Raw genomic sequence first — 19,451 nt, 5'->3', positions numbered from 1 at the left:
TGGAGGCTTCTAAAGATGAACTTACTATTTAAGAGAATCCTGATTATATCAGCGTTCCCTGTTGTAATAGCAATTGTTGTTAGTTTAATTTCTTCCGGACCTTTTACCCTTGAAAAATACGTAAATACTTTATTTTATTTTTCATTGTCGATTGCTCTCATTGGTATTGCTCTTTATGTAGCGAAAGGTGGATTTTTTGACTTTATAACGTACAGCTTTAAAAAAGTGGCTCGATCTTTATCAAGACATCCAGAGATCGATGATGTGGTTTCATTTAAGACAAACTTTCAATTATCAGAGCGAATTAACGTCTCTTATATGAAGTCGTTTTTATACAGCGGCCTTCTTTTAACTTTCATTACAATTGCCGTTGCATATCTTTTATAAATTGTGTATACTACAAAAAATAAATGTTACATGCGATGATGAAGAAGAGTACATGATGTGAAGCTTTCAGAGAGCCTGTGGCTGGTGAGAACAGGCAGTGAATCATGATGGAATGGGCTTTTGAGCATTCTGACCGAACCCTTTATAGTAGGCTCAGGCGTGTAGATGTCCGCACGATATAATGGACAGCGTATCGGAACTTTTCCTGTACGTAATCGAGTGATTTTCTGTAATTATGAAAATTATAAGGGTGGCACCGCGGTCCATTCGTCCCTTGCAAGAGGCGACGAATGGGCCTTTTTATATTGATTTTTAAAAACAAAGGAGAGATGAATCATGTCTGTAATCTTCTCAGGCATTCAGCCGAGCGGGAATTTAACGATCGGTAACTACATTGGAGCGATGAGGCATTTTGTTGAACTTCAAAATGAACACGAATGCTACTTTTGTGTGGTTAATCAACATGCTATTACAGTGGCACAAGATCCGGTTGAATTAAAAAGAAACAGCCGAAATTTAGCTGCTCTTTATTTAGCAGCCGGAATCGATCCTGAAAAATCAACAATATTCATTCAATCTGAAGTTCCAGCGCACACGAAGATGGGATGGATGATGCAATGTGTTTCATATATTGGCGAACTTGAGCGCATGACACAGTTTAAAGATAAATCAACTGGTAAAGAAGCTGTATCTGCAGGGTTGTTAACCTATCCTCCTCTTATGGCAGCAGATATCCTTCTTTATAACACGAGTATCGTTCCGGTTGGAGATGATCAGAAACAGCATCTTGAATTAACTCGAGATATCGCTGAACGTTTTAATAAAAAGTACCGCGAAATCTTTGTGATTCCAGAGCCTCGTATTGCTTCGGAAGGTGCTAGAATCATGTCACTTGTGGATCCTGAGAAAAAGATGAGTAAATCGGATCCAAATCAAAATTCATACATCTCTATGCTTGATGATGAATCTGTGATCTTAAAGAAAATTAAGCGTGCTACCACTGACTCAGAAGGTGTTGTCGCTTACGATAAAGAAAATAAGCCAGGTATTTCAAACCTCTTAACGATCTATTCACAGTTATCAGGAGAAAGCATCAAATCTCTTGTTGAGAAATATGAAGGCAAAGGATATGGCGACTTTAAACAAGGTGTGGCAGAAGCTGTCATCAATGCGCTTAAACCTATCCAAAATCGTTATCAGGAGTACTTAGCATCAACTGAGTTGGATGACATTCTTGATCGCGGTGCTGAAAAAGCTAATCGTGTGGCGAACAAAACGTTAAATAAAGCAGAGCGTGCAATGGGATTAGCTCGTAAACGTGTTTAATAATACGTAGCAGAAAAAACAAAAAACCAGCAGAAGTGGTCTTTCGATCACCTGCTGGTTTTACTTATTTTAAATCTATTTCATTCGTCCTTAGTTCACTTGTGTACCGTTCTCAAGCTCCCAAATCTTTTCAAAATAAGGTTGTCCTTTTACTAATCGTTCACACATATCCATATGCTGTTTGGACCAACCACTTTTTAATTCACAATATAACGCGTCCCACGCTTCATCAAAATCCATCCGCTGAATTCTTCCATATTGCTCTGGCATCCACTCTGTGCACCAGTATCTCATCTCAGCTACATTTTTTGTCGAATGAAGCTGATCTAAAGCCATGAATAAGAGCTGCTTCAGTTGTCTCTCTTTGCGAGTTAACCCTCTCATGCTGTCTGGATTCGGAGATAGAATGTGATATTCTTTACTTAACTGCTTCTCACTGAACGTATATACTTTTGTTTCCGTCTGCTCTGCCATCTCGAATACAAGCTGTTCTTGTCGAGGGATGAGCCTGCTCTTGCGGATTGGTATTCTATAACCCATCGTATCTATGATGAGAGATTTCTTTTCGTCCGTAATAATAAAGCAATGCTCTAGCTGCACCCGTTGGTTATTCTTTCTAACGTAAGCTTTTTGATGTACCTCTTCAAGTAGGGAATCCGGCAGATCATTCAAATCATTTTCGATATAATGAAAGAGTGTGGATTCTATTTTAATAATTGGTACTTGATCCAATAATTCAATATAGTCGTCTTTTCTCCATTCATGAAACTCACAAACGTTATAGCCGTTCTCTTCTCCTTCAAACCAGTTGACCCAAACATCACGTAAATATAACATCTGTACCCCTCACTTCTTTGCCGATTTGTATTTAAAATCAGTATAGTCAGAGGTTGTCCTTTTTATTCTAAATTAAGGTAATTAACTCGAAGTATGCAAAACCCCGCTTTCAAAAGAAAACGGGGTTTGATCTTGTATTATTCTTCGATTCTTTTGAACACTAATGATGCATTATGCCCACCGAAACCTAGTGAATTACTAAGCACAGCTTTCACTTCTGCTTTTCTTGCTGTATTTGGAACATAGTCAAGATCGCACTCTTCATCAGGTGTTTCATAGTTGATTGTTGGAGGAAGAATACTCTCTTGTATCGCTTTAACAGAGAAGATTGCTTCGATACCACCAGCAGCACCTAATAAGTGGCCTGTCATTGATTTGGTTGAGCTAACTGGAATCTTATATGCATGCTCGTTAAACACAGCTTTAATGGCAGCTGTTTCGAATTTATCGTTGTAATCTGTACTTGTTCCATGTGCATTAATGTAAGAGATCTCTTCAGGCGCTAGACCACTATCCTCAACAGCTTGTCTCATTGCACGTGCTCCACCTTCTCCGCCAGGAGCAGGTTGAGTAATATGATAAGCATCGCCTGTTGCTCCGTAACCTACGATTTCTGCGTAAATCTTAGCACCGCGTTTTTTCGCAAATTCGTATTCTTCTAGAACTAGAATTCCAGCTCCTTCACCAATGATAAAGCCAGTTCTGTTCTTATCAAACGGACGGCTAGCAGTGTTTGGATCTGGATTAGTTGAAAGGGCACCAGCCTGGCAGAATCCTGCTAGTGCCATATCAGTGATCGGCGCTTCTGTTCCACCTGTAACCATTACATCTGCATCTCCGCGTTGGATCACTTTAAATGCATCTCCGATTGAGTTTGCACCAGATGCACAAGCCGTTACCGTACATGAGTTCATACCTTTCGCACCAATTGTGATTGACACCTGACCAGATGCCATATCTGGAATCATCATCGGTACGAAGAAGGGACTCACACGTCTTACACCTTTTGCTTCAAAAATACGGAATTGTTCTTCATGTGTATCCATTCCACCGATACCAGAACCGATCCATACCCCTACACGTGGTGCAATTTCTTCTGTAATATCTAAGTTTGCATCTTTAACGGCCATAATAGATGCTGCAACCGCAAATTGCGTGAAGCGATCCATACGACGTGCTTCTCTTTTATCCATAAAATCTTCCGGGTTAAAATCTGTTGCTTCAGCGGCAACTTTAACCGGAAATTTTTCTTTATCTCTTCTTGTAAGTGGTCCTACACCACTTTGACCTTCAACAATCTTTTTCCATGTTTCTTCTACACTGTTTCCAAGAGGCGTTACGGCTCCTAGACCAGTTACGACTACTCTTTTTTTCATTGTAAAACCAACTCTCCTTTATACACATTTGCTGTTATTGATTATCGGCCCCAACGAAGTGCTACAGCACCCCAAGTCAATCCTCCACCAAATCCAACAAGTACGATTGTATGATCTTCTTTTATTCTACCATCTTTCAGTGCTTCTTTTAATGCCATCGGTATGGAAGCTGATGAGGTATTGCCAAACTTGTCGATCGTCATAACCATTTTTTCTTTTGGAAGCTCTAGACGTTCTCGAGAAGCTTCCATGATTCTAATATTCGCTTGATGCGGAATTAAAAAATCAACATCTTCCTTTGACAATCCAGCTTTATGAACGACATTCAAGGAAGATTCGCCCATTTGACGCACGGCAAACTTAAAAACTTCTCTGCCGTTCATATGAATAAATTCATTCTGATATAGATGTTTTGCTCCTGTTCCGTCTGAACCTAGCTCAAAAGAAAGGATTCCTCTGCCTTCACTAACACTAGAAAGTATAGCCGCTCCAGCTCCGTCTCCAAAAAGGACAGCTGTATTACGATCTTTCCAATCTGTTATCTTAGATAGCTTTTCAGCACCAACAACTAGAACATTCTTATACGTTCCTGTTTCGATGAACTGCTTTCCAACGACCAAACCATAAATAAACCCTGCACACGCAGCACTAACGTCCATTCCTACAGCGTTCTTTGCACCTAACGATTCTTGCAATTGACAGGCAACTGATGGAAATGGATTGTCTGGTGTAACCGTCGCTACAACGATAAGATCAATATCTTCTGCAGTGATGCCAGCATCTTTTAGTGCTTCTTCCGCAGCATATCTAGCCATATGAGACGTTTTTACTGATTCTTCTGCAATTCTGCGTTCGACGATTCCAGTACGAGTTCGAATCCACTCGTCACTAGTATCAACCATCTTTTCCAGGTCGGAGTTCGCTAGAATTTTTTCAGGGATATAGCTTCCCATCCCTATGATTCCTGCATTCATAACATTACCCCTTTGGTTTTAGTTTATTTTTTAATGAAAATTTTTCCCCGCTCCCATTGCAGGGAGCAACTTGAAACAACAATTTAGTAAGTACATGAAAAACCTTTTATAATCAAATATTATGACCTGGTACTAATTTTATGATATCTCTGATATTTTGTCTAGTTAAAGTTCTTTTCTTTTCACCAATGTAAGGCGTAGGGCATATCCTGTATGGAAGAAAAATGTAAGTTTAGTGAAATTGATATTAGGAGTGGTTCAATATGCATAATCCTCAAGCTAGACAGCAATCGATGTATCCTCCGCAGTTTCCTGGACGTTTTCCAATGGGCCAAAACCAGCAGCAAATGCATCAAGGTTTTCCACCACCACAGCATTTTGGCGGCCCTGGATTCCGAGGTATGCCGGCACCGTTTCAACAACCGATGCCTCGACCATTTCTACATTCTTTTCGAACGCAAGAAGGCTCTTTAGATTATAATAAAATCTTCGCTGTTATCGACCAATCAGTGAAAGTCGCACAACAGATCTCACCTATCTTTTCTGCGTTTAAAAAGAAGTAAAAAAAGCCAACCCGAGCTGGTTGGCTTTTCTTTATTACTTATTTTCTTCTTTTCCGAGTTCGTACGCATCGTTCATCACGTTCATTAAGAGCTGAAGCATCGGCTGAACGTCTTCCATACCAAGTTCAATTCCTTTTTTCTCTAAAAAAGCTTGAGCTTCTGGCAGATGTGACATAGCAATCTGCATAAATTTCATGTTGCGTTCTGTATCCATTTTTTAAGTTCCTCCTTCACATTATGTACAGAGTTATTAACCCTTACCTATTATAAAGAAAAATGTGAGATGGATAAACGTTTTATGATTAATTTACAATCTAACTAATGGATTTCAAATACTCTCTAGAGTATTAGTATAAATAGAGAAATTCTAGGAATAATTAGAAAAATTCCGAAGTTATATTGACGAATTTTAAAGATAATTCACCAAGTTTTCCTCATTTATCGACGAGTTGACATACAACGACAAAGATAACCTCACATATACTCTCATGCAAGCCCACGGCAATTCAAACAAAAAGTGACCCCGAAACTTCCAGGATCACTTTCATTTGTTATATCTCTTTAGAATTTGGTTTTGATTTTTTATTTCTATTCCTAAAATGCATAATCTGTTTCATAATACCTTCTTTTATTTTCGTTTTCGCACGAAACCCGAGTTCAGTTTCCGCTTTTTCCCCTTTAATCCGCATCTTTCTTTTTTCTTTGAATGTTAATTGATCTGCTTTTAATTCTGTTAACCCTTCGAGCCATTGGTTCTGGTTGCCACTTGATATATTATAAATTTCATTTTTCGCAGCTGATTTACCTGCTAAGAATAAAGCTTCGGCTGCGTCATCAACAAAGAGAACATCTTCCGTGACAGAATCCTTGGAAATCGAATCATTCCTTTCCTGATCTTGATCTTCTATTGAGATAACCTGTTGGTACGTATGATGCTCAGGTTGACCGGGTCCATATACAGTCGGCAGTCTCATGATAACAAATGGAAAATCATGCTGTTCAGCAAGTTGTTTAACGATATTTTCTTCCGTAAGCTTTATCAGACCAAAAAGGGACTCCGGATTTTTTGGTGATGTTTCCAAAACATCTCCTTGTCTCTTACCGTACACATCATAGGAGGATACATAGATCAATTTGGTTTCACTATTAGCTATAGATGCGACTTTTTTAAGAACGGATACGTTACGCTGTACTTCATCTTCTATATTAGCCCATGGTGCTGTTGGCTTGACTGAACAAGCTAGGTGGAAAATGACATCACATCCGTTTGTATGTGGTTCAAGATCTGTTTCGTTTATATCATATGGTAGATATTTAAATCCGGCATGTCGAGCAATAAAATCAATCCGTTCTGGAGATTCTGCCATATCTATGCCGACGACGTCCACTTCTTCATCCAACAAACGGCTGCACAAATGGTAACCGATAAACCCTGCCGCTCCTGTTACAAATGCCTTTTTCATGTAAGAGCCTCCAGTCCATTTTTCTCCTCTTACTATCCTATGGTGTTACAAGAAAGAATACGATACTTTTTTTACACACAAAAACCCCATTACACGATTCAAGTAATGAGGTTTCTACAACACTTTTTCGTAATTTTTAAAATACTCTTGAAAGGCCCTTGCCGGATTAAATGTAGCTTCAGGAACATGTATCGAAAGTGATATGGGTGCAGCAATTTCTTGTCTTCTCTTCTCATAAGATCTGCTATGTTCTTTAAAATTAAATGCAACACCGCGTGCGGCATGCCATATTTGAACTGGTGTTTTCGCTGTAAGATGCTTTGTTTGAGGCATGTTATTGATTAGTGACTCAATATCTTCTTCTGTATTGTAAGCTGATATGATTTCTCGAATCAGTCGTTTAAAGAATAACCGGTTCTGTCTTTCGTGATTAAAATGGTACTGCAAGTCAATGCAAGGATTAATAAATAGGGCTGAGCGAATATTTTTTTCCATTTCCTCCATGAGACGCAGTGCAACAAGTGATCCCATACCCTCTGCAATCAAATGAATATTAGGGTTTAAAATCTCATGCTTCATAACATAGTGGTATAGTCTTTTTGCCAGAATGACTGCTTTCGGACTGCCCCAATGTCTTCCGTATAGATTAGAATAAAAGATGGTATATCCTTGATTTTTGAGGGATTGGATGAGGTTTGCACGTTCAGTGTTTTGTTTCCAAAGACTCGTATGCTCATCAACATAATGACTGCAATCACCGATGATCATCACGGCAAAACCGTTAGGCTGCTTTGGTAGATGAATGATATTCCATTGATTGTCTATTTGGAAAGTGCGTTTGTCGATACTCACATTTCTCCCCTCGAATTCGCTTTTCTTAACTAATGTATGCAGGGGAAACAAATTAGCTAAAGTTATCTGCCTAAGAATTTAGTTCTTTTTTTAGTTGTTCCAGCGTTTGTTTTCCTTCCGAAGTTAAATTCTTTTCTTCTTGTTCTTCCAACGCTTTCAATTCTTCCAATTTTTCTTCCATCTCAATTCATCCCATGAAATAACCGTATTGTATATGTACCTTCTTCTTCGTATCCATTCTTTATCCTGTTAAGCTTGAACAATTTATGAAAATTTTTAACATTTGTGGCTTATTGGGCGATTATTTACATAAAGAATCTTTCCCTTTATCTCAACTTTTGTTACTATACAGAAGGGTAAAGAATTCGTTTACATAAAGAGGTGAATGTGGCATGCGTTATATTTGGACGTTAATCTGGTCTTTATTATTAAGTAATATGATTTTTTATGTGCTCGTTTCAATGCAAGGCGGAACATTCGATTTCGTAAAAGCTTGTATTTTCGGAGTAGTGTTTACAGTTATAATCTCTATTCTTGGTGAATTATTGCCAGCAAAAAGCGAAGAGATATAAAATAAAAACCCGGTTCATATGATGCCGGGTTTTTATTTTTGCTATGGCTTTCGTTTATATGTCCAAACTCTGTTATGATTCGTTGTCTCCGGAAATCGATCACCTGCTGATAAATGGATCTGTTGCGGATCATTTACCATGCTTCCTGTTTCACCGATTTCTACATACATCCCGTTATTTGGTGCTTTCTGACCATGTTTAAAATGTTTATTTTGCCCCATACGTTGATGTACCCTCCTTTCTTTTATAGGTTACCCGCGCTCTCACTGATAACTCTTGCTAAAAAAAGAAGGATTACATCAAAATTTCCCTTAAAACGCACCGTTTACTCCCGCCACAGCATGAAGCGGAAACATACATCGATAAATCTGATACCCTCTTACATCATATTGCGCTTCTGAGTTTCGGTTTTCTTGAGATTCTTCTACATAAGGTATAGCAAAATAAACGTTTTGCTGGTCGACATATTCAATAAAACCTGTATAGGTTGCACCATCCATCAACATCAATTGCACATGCTGATTTCTGTTTTTTAAGCATGTTTTATACATTTTTTTTAATGGGGACCGACCCATTCCTGCTGATTGTCCACCGAAATTTTGTGATGCTCCATATGGATATGGTTGTGGATACATATTACCCCCTCCTTCTACCACATCCTATTCAAAGAAAAAGAAGATGGTACATATATCTATAGACAGATATTCTAACTAGAAGGGAATCGTGAAAAACAGTGGAGAAAGGTACATGTGAGCTTTGTAGAAGAGATCAAGTAGAACTAACTGTGCATCACTTAATTCCGAAAGAAGAAGGCGGCAGGTTTTCTGAGACAGCAAACCTTTGTATTCCATGTCATAAACAAATCCACTTTTTGTATACAAATTCAGAACTTGCGTCGATTTACTACACGATTGAAAAGTTGAGAGATACGCCAGAACTAAAAAAATTCTTAAAGTGGCTGCGTAAACAACCAGCATCAGCGCTTCCGCGAATGAAAAAATCAAACCGTTTAAAGCGTAGGAGATGAAATGATGAAAGAACTTGTAGGGACCTGTGTAATCTGTGATAAGAATTTATATTGTGTGGATGGTTTTTTTCAAGGTCAAATCGTGAATAATCAAAATCTCTGTTTTGCTTGTTTTGAACAAAACAAAAAGGAATCTGCAGAGTAACAACGCGCAGATTCCTTCAACTAACTTTCCTTTATACTTTTCTTCTTACTATTCAAAGCATTATCCACCACTAACTGGTGGAATGAAAGCAACAGTGTCACCAACGTTTACTTGATCTGTTAAATCTACATATTCCTCATTTACAGCAACAAGGGCATTTTCGATCCCGGATAGTTTTCCAACTTCATTTTGTAGAAGGTTTCTTACTTCTTCCACGGTAAGAGGAGATTTTACTTCAATAGAAACTCTTTCCGATTTGGCTTGCTGTGCCAAATTTGCAAACAATAAGATGTTAATCATCATCTCTCTACTCCCTCCTCTGGATGACCAGCAGGATAGGATTTTGTTCCTTGTTGATTGCCTATCCACTCTTCGCCGTCTATATAATGTTCCTTTTTCCAAATGGGCACAATTTCCTTAATTCGCTCGATCGCATATCGACTTGCTTGAAAAGCATCGTGCCGATGAGGAGTGGATACCGCGATCGCAACTGCTATATCAGATATTTGCAGGGTTCCGATTCGATGTGTAATTGCAGTGATTGCATTCGGCCATTTTTCTTGAATCTCGATTCCGATTTTTTCAAGTTGCTTTTCTGCCATCGGTACATAAGCTTCATAATGAAGAAATTTGGTTTGTTTTTCTCCTGTCATTTCTCTAACTGTGCCGATGAATACAGAAATAGCTCCCGCATTATGATGGACCACAGAATCAATGACGTCTTGATTATTTATTGGTTCAGCCGTTATATTAAAATTTTTCATGATCCACTCTCCTTTCGATGTTGACGAGTTATGTAAGTTATTAAACAGTCCATCCATTCTTCTTCATCGTCTCTCATGAATTTGGGACTGTCTGTTCTCTTTGAAGGGGTTGCGCTAGGTTTATCTACATGGAGCGTTGCAACCACATCATGAGATTTAAGCAGAAGATCGTTATCTTCTATTTCGTTTCGCAATAGTACGACACGCGGAAATTGTATATTTTTATAACCTTCTATTAGAATGCAATCCATTTCAAGTGTTTCGTATAGGGCGATCGCTTTACTCAATGGTAATTCTGAATTCAACGTTAATATTGAGCTTTCATAAGATGTTACACACGTTATATAAGCGCCAGCGCTTCGATGTAGCTCTGTATCTTTTCCAGAATCATTAAGATCTACTCGATCTCCGTGACCATGATGTTTAATGACTCCTGCATGTAAATGGTGTTCCGCTAACTTTTTGATCAATTTACTTATTAGTGTTGTTTTTCCACTGTTCTGATAGCCGACGACTTGGAGAATAACGGGTGATCCCACGGCCATTCGCTCCCTTCGCCGTGCCATGTGATTACACCAACTTCACTTCCCTTTTCCCAACCTCTTGTACCTCCAGGCAAAACGATCAGACAGTTTGCTTCAACTAACGAAGAAACAGAACTAGACTTGTCGAGACCTGCAGGAGTAACAACGTTTCCATCGTCTACTTCTGATAATACAGCTCGAACAAATCGTGTAAATGGATTAGGCTTTGGGAAATCACTGGAGAGTTTTGCGTTTCTAACCGTGCAGTGTGGTTTTAACAAGTTCATTCCTTTTAAGATCACAGGTCTCACGAAAAGTTCAGCGCCAACAAAGCATGCTGACGGGTTTCCTGAAAGACCAAAAAGCCATTTATCTTCATATACCGCAACGGTCGTTACACTGCCTGGTCGCATAGCAATTTTATTAAAAAGAACATCTGCACCAAGCTTTTTATATACCTCTGGAAGAAAATCATAATCACCAACAGATACACCACCTGTAGTGATCAAAATATCAGTTTCTTGCAGTGCTGCTTTGATACTTTTGTACAAAGAGTCAAAGTTATCCTCACGATGCTGATAGAGTTTTACTTCTGCTCCCATCGCTCTAACTTGCGCTGCACACATGTATGCATTGCTGTTTCTTATTTTTCCTGGCTTTAGTTCTTCATTTACGTCAAGAAGTTCAGTTCCTGTGGAAAGAATTCCAACGACAGGTCTTTTGTATACGGAAACAGTGTGATAACCAAATGTTGCGAGAATCGCTACAATCCCCGGAGTGATTTTTGTTCCTGCTTTCACTAAAAGTGTGCCATTTTGTGTGTCTTCACCTTGAAAGGAAATGTTTTCATCCTTTTGGACAGTTCGTTTTATTATGATTTGATTTTTGTTATCGTTAACAAGTTCTTTTACGAGTTCTAACATGATAACAGCGTCAGCACCATCCGGAATTTGTGCACCTGTCATAATTCGAACTGTCGTCCCGCTCTTCACTTCAAGAGTTGCAACTTGTCCTGCCCCTATCGTCTCTACAACATTTAAAGTAATGGGATGATCCAACGATGCATGTTTTGTATCATCAGAACGAATTGCGAAACCATCATAAGGCGAACGATTGAAAGGAGGAACATCATGGGTAGCTGTAAGATCCTCTGCTAATATTCGATGATCGCACTCCGTGATTGAAACTTTTTCAATTCCCCAAGGTTGGATGTGACTCATGATTTTGTTGACTGCTTCAGCAACAGGTAGTGGTGTTCGTTTTGTAATTGGCAAAATATCCACCCCTTTAATTTTCAGAATATAAATACTTTTCAGTTTACTTTTGTGTCTATCTCTGTTATTATTTTTTTAAATTATGGAAAGGATGTTGATCGAATGAAGGTTTCTTATGAATATTACCACCGTTCTGGCTATAAAGTAACCATTACCGACATCCCAGAAGAATTTAACGAACAGGGAGTTTGGTCCCTTCGCATCATGCATTCTCTACAAAAGCAAATTGACGAAATTGATCATATGTATCAGCCTAAAAGAACATATAGGCTTAAACTTGAAGAAACGGGGTAATCCTTACACCGTTTCTTTTTTTGCTTTTAATTGTTGGCCAATCCACTCTACTGCATTTAAATAGGCAGCACGTGAAACTTTATGACCGGAGGTTTTGTCGTTCATATACACCGATGCACTATTCTTCTCGGTTAAGGTTTGTAAGTAAGGTCTTGCAAACTCATACGGTATTACAGCATCAACCTCACTATGCCAAATGAATAATGGGCGGTTATTAAGCTTATCAAGATTTTGAGTTAGATCGTAATCCTTTAAAGAAGAAATTGACTCTTCAAGCTCTTCCAATGAAAGAGGAATATCGTAACCTGCCTTCTGAATTCTTTCGATTTGCCATCTTGCAAACTTTTGATGAGCTGGTGTTCCCATGAGTGCACATCCAGCACTGATCTCCGAATTGTTGACGAGTGAACCATACGTAATGATAGCTCCCATTGAAGTTCCGCCGACCGCAACTTGATCTTCCAGAATAAACTCATTTTCTTTTGCCCAATCCATAATACGATTTACATCTTGAATGCCTTGTTGAACGATATTCCAGAAATCATATTCCATCGATTTAGGAGGATTTGCAACGATTCGTTCTCCATGATGAAGTGCATCTGGTAGAATGACTCGAAAATCTTTTTCAGCTAGTGAATATGCAAAATGTAAATTATGTTCTTTTGCACTTGTATATCCGTGTATGAAAATAAAAAGCGGCAACGGTTTACCAGCATTCTCTTTTTTTTCCGCAAGCAAGAAAGGAATATCGCCGATCGTTCCTTTTTGTATACATACCATGTGTGTATCTCCTCTTTCTCTTTTTTTCCATCTTATCATGAGACATGTTTCTTTTTCATGAAAGACGCCCTGTATGAATAGACTTTTTGTAAGTAAAATAATACACTTTAGATAAGCATCCTAAAAAAGGCAGGTACTTTCGTGACACAACCTTACTTAATTGCATTAGATCTTGATGGAACGTTATTAAACGACGAGAAAAAAATTCCAAGAAAAACCAAAGAACTACTTTTTCAATTGATCGATCGTGGTCATCATGTTTGTATATCTACCGGTCGCCCTTTTCGGTCATCTAACATGTATTACGAGGAGTTAGAACTCAACACTCCTATAGTGAATTTTAATGGAGCCTTTGTTCATCATCCACATGATGCAAGTTTTGGGATTCACCATTCCCCACTTGAACTGGATGTTGCAAAACGTATTATTTCAGCATGTGAGACGTTTAAAGTTAAGAATATTATGGTTGAGGTTCTTGATGATGTCTACTTAAAGAAACCTGATGAAGTTATTGTTAATACTTTCATCATGAATGAAAATCCTCTTCAAATTGGTGACCTTCATAAAACCTTAAAAGATGACCCTACGGCCATTCTAGTTCATCCAGAAGATCATCATATTTCGGAATTAAGAGCGATGCTCCAAAAGGAACATGCTGAAGTTGTCGACCAAAGAGTTTGGGCAGCTCCATGGAACATTATAGAAGTCATTCGCTCAGGTATCAGCAAAGCTTCAGGTCTTGAAAAAGTCGCTGCATACTACAACATCCCACAAGAACGTATTGTAGCTTTTGGAGATGAAGACAATGATTTTGAAATGATAGAATATGCTGGTCATGGAGTTGCAATGGGAAATGCGATCGATGAACTTAAATCACGCGCTAATTATGTCACCCTCACAAACGAAGAAGAAGGTATTGCTCATTACTTAAAAAATATTTTAAAACTTGTTTAATCACGTTAAAGATCTTCAGCTAACTGTTAGCTGGAGATCTTTTTTCCATTTCTTTTTTAAAGCGTTTGAAGTTTCTAGCTACATATTGTAGTTCTTACGGTAAAAACTAAACGTACGGGAGAAAAGGAGGAATTCCAATGAGTAAAAAAAGTCGTTCTAAACGTTCAATCAAGCAAGGTGCAGATATGGTAAGTCAGGAAACAACAATGGCTTTCAGTAAAGATGAGCAACAAGATCGCAAACGTGAAAAAGAAGAAAGAAATTCATTAGGAGGGATATAACGATGGCTAACAGATTATTTCAAATCGCGAGAAATGCCGTTCAACAAGCTGTAGGAAAAGTACAACATTCAACCCATGATTTAAATAACCAGATTTCTAACAGTGAGCATGCCCCTCATGCTGAACTTTCTGGTCATGACAAAGAAGTAGCACAAAATGCTCTTTCTTCTGCAATGGCTAATTCTTCTGATGCAGAGCGAGCTCAGTTGGCTGAATTCCAAAAAGAACTGGATAATCACTCTGGTGCTTCGTCTCATGCGAGTTCCACATCTGAACACGCAGATAACCAGCACTCCGAGTCAAGTCAGCCTCAATCTTTTACTCAAGCCACAGGCTTAAGTTTAGAGGACGCTGAGAGTTTATTGGAAGAGAATCCCGATCGCCTTAACTAGAAAGTAACAACAGCTTTCTCTTTTCATGGAGAAAGCTGTTTTTTTTGGAATGAGATCGCTGTCAATGTTTTGATTTTTCTTAACACAAGTTCACTTAGTTCCTCATATCCGAATTTATTAAAATGAAGACCATCATTAATTACGTATTTTTGAATGTTCTTTTCAATTAATGTTTCGAACAAAGGTACATAAGATGCTCCTTCGTTTTTCGCCACTCTCTTAACGGTTTGTGCGTATTGTTTCATCCTATCATTCGTCCGAGCTTTTTGTTGCTCTTCAAACACAGGAGCCGGACTGACCAAGATGACTTTGTCTGCTCCAATTTTATTAACCATATAAGTCAGGTTCTTTTCGTATTCTTTTAATGGAATAAGTCTATGATCACTTGAATCGTTGGCACCAAAAAGGATGGTAACAAAATCAGGATGATGCCGAAGAACATCATCTTGCAGTCTTACAAGCGCAGCTCTCGTCGTTTCTGCAGGTATTCCAGCATTCATTACAACCCATTCGGTTAATTCTTGTCTTAAACGGGAAGTTAACCTAAGAGAGCCATCTTTACTCTTTTCTTTTGAAGTGATGCTGTCTCCAAAACAAACAAGAGTCTTCATTTCTTACTCATCTCCTCTGTTAAATTTCTCTAATTAAACTATTCGAAAGAAATAACCGTTTATCAAACGTCAAACCATCATTATTTTTGTTATAATGTGTTATGTGAGCGAGATATCTTATGTTTTTAGAGTAATTTTGGGGGCATTGTATGAAAATATATCGTGTAACGAATGAAGCTGAATCTCATATCATTGAAGAAATTGCGCATTTATTCTTACAGCAGCGTACGATGGACGGTGAGCCAGAAGAGAAATCCAGAACGTTTGCTGGTATTAAAATGGCGCTTGAGAACCCAGAGAAAAGCGGAATCATCATTGCAGAAGAAGAAAATTCCGTGATCGGACTAGCCTTTTTCAACTTAGGAGTAAGTCTTCGTATCGGTGGACCTTACCTTTGGTTAAATGAGCTTTATGTACATGAAAAACATCGAAACAGAGGAATTGCCCGTAAACTTTTGCTACACTTGATCTATTGGGCTGAGAGAGATGGTATCAAATCCATAGAACTTGAAACAGGGATCAACAACTCGGTTACGAAGCATCTGTACAATTCACTGGATTTCCATGATATTATCTCTAAAAGATATGCATTTCATTTCTAATACTATACTTTAAAGGAGTGTTCGTAATGGCAGTAGAATTTTCGATCCAACCAACACCGAACCCTAATGCAATTAAATTTGATGGTTCAGAGAAATTTTTAGAAGGTAGACTTTCTGCGCGCGTAGGCGATGATTCTGATTCTCCTCTAGCTAAAGCGCTGCTATCCATTGATGGTGTAGAATCAATTTTTGGTTTTGAGAACTTTATTACGGTAAATAAAACGAACGACAGTGACTGGAACGAATTGATGCCAGAAATTCAAAAAGCGTTAGAAGAGAATGCTTAAATGTTTTCACCAGCCTTTATAATATGGCTGGTTTTTTGTTTTGCAAATTTTTTTGTGTGCGATTCTTCTATTTAAATGATTGTAGCGGCACCGCTAGTGTATCTGATTTATCTCCGTTCTTAGGACTGTAGTAAAACAGTTCAAGCATAAGGGTACCGTTTATAGGAAGATCTTCCTCTGGAATGTTAATTTCAAACGAAAATGGAGCCCAAGCTGGTGCACCTTCCGCAGTCTGTTCATTCCTTTCGATAAAAATGTTATGACCATCAGTTACAGAATAGGAAAATGATGCTTCAAATACTCTTGCCTCCCCTGAAACTTTGTAAGTACCGTCTTTTCCTAAAAAGTGTATATTTCGAAAAGAATTATTTCTCTGTTCTCCAGTTCCCCCTTGAAGAGTGAAGGTTTCTTTCACTGTTAAATTCTCAGTCTTCAATGAACCTGGTGAGATTTCATTTGGTAGAAAGGTGGCGTTCACTTTGTAGATTCCTGCTTTTCTTGTTGCAGCAGAGTGTTTCCACTTTGTTTTCCAAATGTGACTTGCCCCTGCTTTTATATGTACATCCTCTTGTTTAGCCTCATAGTTTTTCCCTTTAGAATGTCTGAATACTTCATTACTTGAAGAATTCACTATAGAAACATCAAACATCTTGGAACTGTTGAAGGATAAAGTTACTGTATGATTGCTATGATTCTCAAGAACAGCGAGAACCTCAATGCCATCGTTTCGTTGTTGAATGGATAGAACGGGATTGAGCTGAGAAGTAACTTCACTGTGTTTGACCTTTTGTTCATCCTCTTCTTTGCCGCACGCTGACATTAGAAAGATAACCGTACAAATAGTTAGGAAGACTATAACAGACATTTTAAATGGCTTCATATTATTATTCACCTCACTTTCATTTTTACCTTTATATGGTGATTTTATTGAAAACATTCGTAAAAAAACACACGGTATGGACCTTGTCCATACCGTGTGTACAAAAATGGAGTTTTTGTATTTGTGTGGGGTCAGACCCCTTAGTCGTTTCTGAAGAAGCCGTAGATGCCTGTTGTGTGTACGATATTTGTGAAGGCATTCGGATCTACCTCTTTAAGCACTTGCTCTAGATCATAAAGTTCATAGCGTGTGATTACAATGATAAGCATCTCTTTATCTTGTTTAGAGAATGCTCCTTTTGCTGGTACGATTGTAATTCCGCGAACCATCTTACCGTGGATGGCTTGTTGGATCTCATCACCCTTCTTGGTAACGATCATCGCTGTTAACTTTTCGTGACGCGTATGTACCGCGTCAATAACACGTGATGATACATAGAGAGCTACAAGCGTATATAACGCCTTCTCCCAGCCAAAAAGGAAACCTGCTGCGAGTATGATTAAACCATTGAGAATAAAGAAATAACCACCGATCGGTTTATTCTTCATTCTTGATAAGATCATTGCAATGATATCGAGTCCTCCAGTTGAAGCTCCATACTTCAACGTAATCCCAACACCTAATGCAGCTATAACTCCACCGAATACCGCATTCAATAAGATATCTGAAGAAACCACTGTAATTGGTATGATTTCTAGAAATGCAGTGATCATAATGACACTCAAAAAGCTATATACCGTAAATGACTTTCCTACTTTCAGCCAGCCTAAAATCGTAACAGGAATATTAAATAATAAGTACAAAATACCAGTGCTGATCGGAAAAGCCGTATTAACTAGCAGTGATGAAATCAACTGGGAAACACCAGTAAATCCACTCGCATAAACCTTTGCCGGTATTAAGAACATGTTAAGTGAGACGGCATTAAGCAGGGCTCCTACAATGATAAAAAAGATTTTTTTAATTTCAGTTATACCTAGATCGTTTAAGCGAAAACGTTCTGTCATAAGTGAGAGTCCCTCCTTTTTTCATGAATCCAAGATTCATTTTTAACAGATAAAGATACCCCGCGTCAATAGTCATTAGAGCTATTTTTCAAACATGATCATTGCCTTTTCATTCCATCACAAGTTAAACTAAAGAAAAAAGCCAAGCAGGTGAACAATAATGACTACAATAATAACCGATACAGGATCTGATCTACCTAAACAACTATTGGATGAATACGAGATTATCATGTTGCCTCTAATCGTTCAGGTAAATGATGAAGAGTACTTAGATCGATCTAACATCGAACCAAAACAGCTATATACATATATGAAGGAAGGAGCCGTTCCTAAAACAGCACAAGTCCCACCATCAATGATTAAAGAAACATTAACTTCATTTGCTAGGAATGGGCAGCCTGCCATCTATATTACTTTGTCCTCAGGCATAAGTGGTACCTATCAGACAGCTATGCTTATGAAAAATGAAGTACTTGAAGAATATCCAAACGCTCAAATAGAAGTCTTTGACAGTCAATCTGCATCATTAGGATATGGATTAATGGTTTATGAAGCAGCGAAAGAAGCGAAAGAAGGAAAATCTTTTGAAGAGATTCTTCATACGCTTCAACACTATCAGAACCACCTTGAACATATTTTTACCGTTGATGACCTTGAATATTTATTGCGCGGTGGCAGAGTGAGCAAAACGGCAGCAGTTATGGGGACACTTTTAAAAATCAAACCTGTTCTTCATATGGAAGACGGAAAACTGTTTCCACTTGAAAAACTGCGTGGAAAGAAAAAAGTCCTTGGGCGCATGGTAGAAATCATGAAAGAAAGAGCTTCTACGCTTGATGACATTACTATCGGCATCAGTCATGCAGATGATATTGAAACGGCGAAAGCTCTAAAAGATTTAATAATAGAAGAAACAGGAAATAAAAACATTTTAGTTACGATGATCGGCTGTGCGATAGGTGCACACGCTGGCCCCGGAACAATTGCTTTATTCTTCTTAAATACACCTAAAAAAGTATCTTAAAACATGATGCATAATGAATCCCCTTCTGACAGATGTTAGAGTCAGGAGGGATTTTTATGACACATCGTAATACGAAAGACAATAATAAACGACCAGAAGATAACCAGGCAATGAATCAAATGAAAAATGAAGCTGAGCTTGAAAGCAAACAAAAAGGAAAGCAACCTTTTTCAAAAAAACCTGATCATCTGTAAAGATCGTAAGAAAGCCCCCTTATGAAAGGGAGCTTTTTTCATGTTCATTTATTTGTCTGCT

The 19,451-nt window shown here is 38.3% G+C and carries 30 protein-coding genes and 1 other annotated feature; of the genes, 14 read left to right on the top strand and 16 right to left on the bottom strand.

Annotated features, from left to right (window positions below; translation table 11 throughout):
• Window positions 1-15 precede the first annotated feature (15 nt).
• Both I5J82_RS04595 and trpS read left to right on the top strand, forming a co-directional pair.
• Entirely contained in the window at window positions 16-387 is a 372-nt protein-coding gene (locus tag I5J82_RS04595) for a DUF3899 domain-containing protein (RefSeq protein ID WP_198766861.1), read from the top strand.
• Window positions 388-413: 26 nt separating this feature from the next.
• Window positions 414-665: a binding site (T-box leader), on the top strand.
• Window positions 666-723: 58 nt separating this feature from the next.
• Complete coding sequence (gene trpS, locus I5J82_RS04590) at window positions 724-1,713, top strand: tryptophan--tRNA ligase (RefSeq protein ID WP_198766860.1); 990 nt, start codon at window positions 724-726, stop codon at window positions 1,711-1,713.
• A gap of 90 nt (window positions 1,714-1,803) precedes the next feature.
• Here trpS and I5J82_RS04585 read toward each other — a convergent pair whose 3' ends face one another.
• The 3 genes from I5J82_RS04585 to I5J82_RS04575 all read right to left on the bottom strand — a co-directional run bounded on the left by I5J82_RS04585 (window position 1,804) and on the right by I5J82_RS04575 (window position 4,900).
• The gene (locus I5J82_RS04585; protein WP_066393092.1) at window positions 1,804-2,550 is read right to left on the bottom strand and encodes a YjbA family protein; all 747 of its coding nucleotides are present in this window, start codon (window positions 2,548-2,550) and stop codon (window positions 1,804-1,806) included.
• 137 nt (window positions 2,551-2,687) lie between these two features.
• Window positions 2,688-3,926 (bottom strand): beta-ketoacyl-ACP synthase II, encoded by a 1,239-nt coding sequence (gene fabF / locus I5J82_RS04580; protein WP_198766859.1) that lies wholly within the window; start codon window positions 3,924-3,926, stop codon window positions 2,688-2,690.
• Between the two features lie 41 nt (window positions 3,927-3,967).
• Window positions 3,968-4,900, bottom strand: a complete 933-nt coding sequence (locus I5J82_RS04575; protein WP_198766858.1) for a beta-ketoacyl-ACP synthase III — start codon at window positions 4,898-4,900, stop codon at window positions 3,968-3,970.
• 263 nt (window positions 4,901-5,163) lie between these two features.
• On the opposite strand from I5J82_RS04575, the gene I5J82_RS04570 reads away from it, so the two are divergent.
• Entirely contained in the window at window positions 5,164-5,463 is a 300-nt protein-coding gene (locus I5J82_RS04570) for a YppG family protein (RefSeq protein ID WP_198766857.1), read from the top strand.
• 34 nt (window positions 5,464-5,497) lie between these two features.
• Here the strand turns inward: I5J82_RS04570 and I5J82_RS04565 are convergent, their stop codons facing one another.
• The 3 genes from I5J82_RS04565 to I5J82_RS04555 form a co-directional block, all read right to left on the bottom strand.
• Window positions 5,498-5,677, bottom strand: a complete 180-nt coding sequence (locus I5J82_RS04565; RefSeq protein WP_066246004.1) for a ComZ family protein — start codon at window positions 5,675-5,677, stop codon at window positions 5,498-5,500.
• 337 nt (window positions 5,678-6,014) lie between these two features.
• Window positions 6,015-6,926, bottom strand: coding sequence for an NAD-dependent epimerase/dehydratase family protein (locus tag I5J82_RS04560; protein WP_198766856.1), 912 nt, complete (start codon window positions 6,924-6,926; stop codon window positions 6,015-6,017).
• A gap of 114 nt (window positions 6,927-7,040) precedes the next feature.
• Window positions 7,041-7,778, bottom strand: a complete 738-nt coding sequence (locus I5J82_RS04555; RefSeq protein ID WP_198766855.1) for an alpha/beta hydrolase — start codon at window positions 7,776-7,778, stop codon at window positions 7,041-7,043.
• 392 nt (window positions 7,779-8,170) lie between these two features.
• Between I5J82_RS04555 and I5J82_RS04550 the strand changes: the two genes are divergently transcribed.
• On the top strand, window positions 8,171-8,350 hold the full coding sequence (locus I5J82_RS04550; protein ID WP_066393075.1) for a YjzD family protein: 180 nt from the start codon (window positions 8,171-8,173) through the stop codon (window positions 8,348-8,350).
• A 41-nt stretch (window positions 8,351-8,391) separates the two neighbouring features.
• Here the strand turns inward: I5J82_RS04550 and I5J82_RS04545 are convergent, their stop codons facing one another.
• Both I5J82_RS04545 and I5J82_RS04540 read right to left on the bottom strand, forming a co-directional pair.
• A complete protein-coding gene (locus I5J82_RS04545; protein ID WP_066246008.1) occupies window positions 8,392-8,571 on the bottom strand; it encodes a YjzC family protein in 180 nt (59 codons plus the stop codon).
• A 90-nt stretch (window positions 8,572-8,661) separates the two neighbouring features.
• Window positions 8,662-8,985, bottom strand: a complete 324-nt coding sequence (locus I5J82_RS04540; protein WP_198766854.1) for a hypothetical protein — start codon at window positions 8,983-8,985, stop codon at window positions 8,662-8,664.
• A gap of 98 nt (window positions 8,986-9,083) precedes the next feature.
• Here I5J82_RS04540 and I5J82_RS04535 point away from each other — a divergent pair, with 98 nt between their 5' ends.
• Together I5J82_RS04535 and I5J82_RS04530 are read left to right on the top strand one after the other, a co-directional pair.
• Window positions 9,084-9,377: an HNH endonuclease gene (locus I5J82_RS04535; protein ID WP_198766853.1), complete on the top strand. Its 294-nt coding sequence runs from the start codon at window positions 9,084-9,086 to the stop codon at window positions 9,375-9,377.
• A gap of 4 nt (window positions 9,378-9,381) precedes the next feature.
• Window positions 9,382-9,522 (top strand): hypothetical protein, encoded by a 141-nt coding sequence (locus tag I5J82_RS04530; protein WP_198766852.1) that lies wholly within the window; start codon window positions 9,382-9,384, stop codon window positions 9,520-9,522.
• 60 nt (window positions 9,523-9,582) lie between these two features.
• Here I5J82_RS04530 and moaD read toward each other — a convergent pair whose 3' ends face one another.
• The 4 genes from moaD to I5J82_RS04510 are packed head-to-tail and all read right to left on the bottom strand — an operon-like array spanning window position 9,583 to window position 12,084.
• Complete coding sequence (moaD, locus tag I5J82_RS04525; protein ID WP_233096407.1) at window positions 9,583-9,825, bottom strand: molybdopterin converting factor subunit 1; 243 nt, start codon at window positions 9,823-9,825, stop codon at window positions 9,583-9,585.
• Window positions 9,822-10,286: a molybdenum cofactor biosynthesis protein MoaE gene (locus I5J82_RS04520; protein ID WP_198766851.1), complete on the bottom strand. Its 465-nt coding sequence runs from the start codon at window positions 10,284-10,286 to the stop codon at window positions 9,822-9,824. Before I5J82_RS04520 ends, moaD begins: the two co-directional genes overlap by 4 nt.
• Window positions 10,283-10,825: a molybdopterin-guanine dinucleotide biosynthesis protein B gene (mobB, locus tag I5J82_RS04515; protein WP_198766850.1), complete on the bottom strand. Its 543-nt coding sequence runs from the start codon at window positions 10,823-10,825 to the stop codon at window positions 10,283-10,285. Before mobB ends, I5J82_RS04520 begins: the two co-directional genes overlap by 4 nt.
• Entirely contained in the window at window positions 10,765-12,084 is a 1,320-nt protein-coding gene (locus tag I5J82_RS04510) for a molybdopterin molybdotransferase MoeA (RefSeq protein WP_269819559.1), read from the bottom strand. The genes mobB and I5J82_RS04510 overlap by 61 nt, the downstream gene beginning before the upstream one ends.
• Window positions 12,085-12,186: 102 nt before the next feature.
• Between I5J82_RS04510 and I5J82_RS04505 the strand changes: the two genes are divergently transcribed.
• A complete protein-coding gene (locus I5J82_RS04505; RefSeq protein WP_153238689.1) occupies window positions 12,187-12,378 on the top strand; it encodes a hypothetical protein in 192 nt (63 codons plus the stop codon).
• Window positions 12,379-12,381: 3 nt separating this feature from the next.
• Here the strand turns inward: I5J82_RS04505 and I5J82_RS04500 are convergent, their stop codons facing one another.
• Window positions 12,382-13,158: an alpha/beta fold hydrolase gene (locus I5J82_RS04500; RefSeq protein ID WP_198766849.1), complete on the bottom strand. Its 777-nt coding sequence runs from the start codon at window positions 13,156-13,158 to the stop codon at window positions 12,382-12,384.
• A 141-nt stretch (window positions 13,159-13,299) separates the two neighbouring features.
• Here I5J82_RS04500 and I5J82_RS04495 point away from each other — a divergent pair, with 141 nt between their 5' ends.
• From I5J82_RS04495 to I5J82_RS20600, 3 genes are all read left to right on the top strand, one after another.
• The gene (locus I5J82_RS04495) at window positions 13,300-14,112 is read left to right on the top strand and encodes a Cof-type HAD-IIB family hydrolase (RefSeq protein WP_198766848.1); all 813 of its coding nucleotides are present in this window, start codon (window positions 13,300-13,302) and stop codon (window positions 14,110-14,112) included.
• A gap of 137 nt (window positions 14,113-14,249) precedes the next feature.
• Window positions 14,250-14,393, top strand: a complete 144-nt coding sequence (locus I5J82_RS04490) for a hypothetical protein (RefSeq protein ID WP_198766847.1) — start codon at window positions 14,250-14,252, stop codon at window positions 14,391-14,393.
• A 2-nt stretch (window positions 14,394-14,395) separates the two neighbouring features.
• Entirely contained in the window at window positions 14,396-14,785 is a 390-nt protein-coding gene (locus I5J82_RS20600) for a DUF3813 domain-containing protein (RefSeq protein ID WP_198766846.1), read from the top strand.
• Between the two features lie 23 nt (window positions 14,786-14,808).
• Here the strand turns inward: I5J82_RS20600 and I5J82_RS04480 are convergent, their stop codons facing one another.
• Window positions 14,809-15,396 carry a GDSL-type esterase/lipase family protein gene (locus I5J82_RS04480; RefSeq protein WP_198766845.1) on the bottom strand — a complete coding sequence of 196 codons (588 nt, stop codon included), beginning with the start codon at window positions 15,394-15,396 and terminating at the stop codon, window positions 14,809-14,811.
• A gap of 149 nt (window positions 15,397-15,545) precedes the next feature.
• Here I5J82_RS04480 and I5J82_RS04475 point away from each other — a divergent pair, with 149 nt between their 5' ends.
• On the top strand, window positions 15,546-15,998 hold the full coding sequence (locus tag I5J82_RS04475; protein ID WP_198766844.1) for a GNAT family N-acetyltransferase: 453 nt from the start codon (window positions 15,546-15,548) through the stop codon (window positions 15,996-15,998).
• A 26-nt stretch (window positions 15,999-16,024) separates the two neighbouring features.
• The gene (locus tag I5J82_RS04470) at window positions 16,025-16,285 is read left to right on the top strand and encodes a NifU N-terminal domain-containing protein (RefSeq protein ID WP_066393044.1); all 261 of its coding nucleotides are present in this window, start codon (window positions 16,025-16,027) and stop codon (window positions 16,283-16,285) included.
• A 67-nt stretch (window positions 16,286-16,352) separates the two neighbouring features.
• Here the strand turns inward: I5J82_RS04470 and I5J82_RS04465 are convergent, their stop codons facing one another.
• Together I5J82_RS04465 and I5J82_RS04460 are read right to left on the bottom strand one after the other, a co-directional pair.
• Window positions 16,353-17,165, bottom strand: coding sequence for a BsuPI-related putative proteinase inhibitor (locus I5J82_RS04465; RefSeq protein WP_198766843.1), 813 nt, complete (start codon window positions 17,163-17,165; stop codon window positions 16,353-16,355).
• 140 nt (window positions 17,166-17,305) lie between these two features.
• Window positions 17,306-18,172 carry a YitT family protein gene (locus I5J82_RS04460; RefSeq protein ID WP_198766842.1) on the bottom strand — a complete coding sequence of 289 codons (867 nt, stop codon included), beginning with the start codon at window positions 18,170-18,172 and terminating at the stop codon, window positions 17,306-17,308.
• Window positions 18,173-18,332: 160 nt separating this feature from the next.
• Between I5J82_RS04460 and I5J82_RS04455 the strand changes: the two genes are divergently transcribed.
• Entirely contained in the window at window positions 18,333-19,196 is an 864-nt protein-coding gene (locus I5J82_RS04455) for a DegV family protein (protein WP_233096405.1), read from the top strand.
• A gap of 56 nt (window positions 19,197-19,252) precedes the next feature.
• Window positions 19,253-19,390: a DUF3941 domain-containing protein gene (locus I5J82_RS04450; RefSeq protein ID WP_198766841.1), complete on the top strand. Its 138-nt coding sequence runs from the start codon at window positions 19,253-19,255 to the stop codon at window positions 19,388-19,390.
• The last annotated feature ends 61 nt before the right edge of the window (window positions 19,391-19,451 follow it).

The organism is Fictibacillus halophilus, assembly GCF_016401385.1.
Lineage (GTDB): Bacteria > Bacillota > Bacilli > Bacillales > Fictibacillaceae > Fictibacillus > Fictibacillus halophilus.
The sequence above is the reverse complement of the archived record's forward strand: the minus strand, read 5'-3'. Positions and strand labels throughout refer to the sequence as shown.

Coding starts and splice junctions, on each gene's coding strand:
- trpS (WP_198766860.1), top strand. CDS start 724: ATGTCTGTAATCTTCTCAGGCATTCAGCCGAGCGGGAATTTAACGATC.
- I5J82_RS04470 (WP_066393044.1), top strand. CDS start 16,025: ATGGCAGTAGAATTTTCGATCCAACCAACACCGAACCCTAATGCAATT.
- I5J82_RS04450 (WP_198766841.1), top strand. CDS start 19,253: ATGACACATCGTAATACGAAAGACAATAATAAACGACCAGAAGATAAC.
- I5J82_RS04475 (WP_198766844.1), top strand. CDS start 15,546: ATGAAAATATATCGTGTAACGAATGAAGCTGAATCTCATATCATTGAA.
- I5J82_RS04550 (WP_066393075.1), top strand. CDS start 8,171: ATGCGTTATATTTGGACGTTAATCTGGTCTTTATTATTAAGTAATATG.
- I5J82_RS04565 (WP_066246004.1), bottom strand. CDS start 5,677: ATGGATACAGAACGCAACATGAAATTTATGCAGATTGCTATGTCACAT.
- fabF (WP_198766859.1), bottom strand. CDS start 3,926: ATGAAAAAAAGAGTAGTCGTAACTGGTCTAGGAGCCGTAACGCCTCTT.
- I5J82_RS04595 (WP_198766861.1), top strand. CDS start 16: ATGAACTTACTATTTAAGAGAATCCTGATTATATCAGCGTTCCCTGTT.
- I5J82_RS04465 (WP_198766843.1), bottom strand. CDS start 17,165: ATGAAGCCATTTAAAATGTCTGTTATAGTCTTCCTAACTATTTGTACG.
- I5J82_RS04460 (WP_198766842.1), bottom strand. CDS start 18,172: ATGACAGAACGTTTTCGCTTAAACGATCTAGGTATAACTGAAATTAAA.
- I5J82_RS04455 (WP_233096405.1), top strand. CDS start 18,333: ATGACTACAATAATAACCGATACAGGATCTGATCTACCTAAACAACTA.
- I5J82_RS04560 (WP_198766856.1), bottom strand. CDS start 6,926: ATGAAAAAGGCATTTGTAACAGGAGCGGCAGGGTTTATCGGTTACCAT.
- I5J82_RS04505 (WP_153238689.1), top strand. CDS start 12,187: ATGAAGGTTTCTTATGAATATTACCACCGTTCTGGCTATAAAGTAACC.
- I5J82_RS20600 (WP_198766846.1), top strand. CDS start 14,396: ATGGCTAACAGATTATTTCAAATCGCGAGAAATGCCGTTCAACAAGCT.
- I5J82_RS04570 (WP_198766857.1), top strand. CDS start 5,164: ATGCATAATCCTCAAGCTAGACAGCAATCGATGTATCCTCCGCAGTTT.
- I5J82_RS04545 (WP_066246008.1), bottom strand. CDS start 8,571: ATGGGGCAAAATAAACATTTTAAACATGGTCAGAAAGCACCAAATAAC.
- I5J82_RS04585 (WP_066393092.1), bottom strand. CDS start 2,550: ATGTTATATTTACGTGATGTTTGGGTCAACTGGTTTGAAGGAGAAGAG.
- I5J82_RS04490 (WP_198766847.1), top strand. CDS start 14,250: ATGAGTAAAAAAAGTCGTTCTAAACGTTCAATCAAGCAAGGTGCAGAT.
- I5J82_RS04530 (WP_198766852.1), top strand. CDS start 9,382: ATGAAAGAACTTGTAGGGACCTGTGTAATCTGTGATAAGAATTTATAT.
- I5J82_RS04480 (WP_198766845.1), bottom strand. CDS start 15,396: ATGAAGACTCTTGTTTGTTTTGGAGACAGCATCACTTCAAAAGAAAAG.
- I5J82_RS04575 (WP_198766858.1), bottom strand. CDS start 4,900: ATGAATGCAGGAATCATAGGGATGGGAAGCTATATCCCTGAAAAAATT.
- I5J82_RS04540 (WP_198766854.1), bottom strand. CDS start 8,985: ATGTATCCACAACCATATCCATATGGAGCATCACAAAATTTCGGTGGA.
- I5J82_RS04520 (WP_198766851.1), bottom strand. CDS start 10,286: ATGAAAAATTTTAATATAACGGCTGAACCAATAAATAATCAAGACGTC.
- I5J82_RS04500 (WP_198766849.1), bottom strand. CDS start 13,158: ATGGTATGTATACAAAAAGGAACGATCGGCGATATTCCTTTCTTGCTT.
- moaD (WP_233096407.1), bottom strand. CDS start 9,825: ATGATGATTAACATCTTATTGTTTGCAAATTTGGCACAGCAAGCCAAA.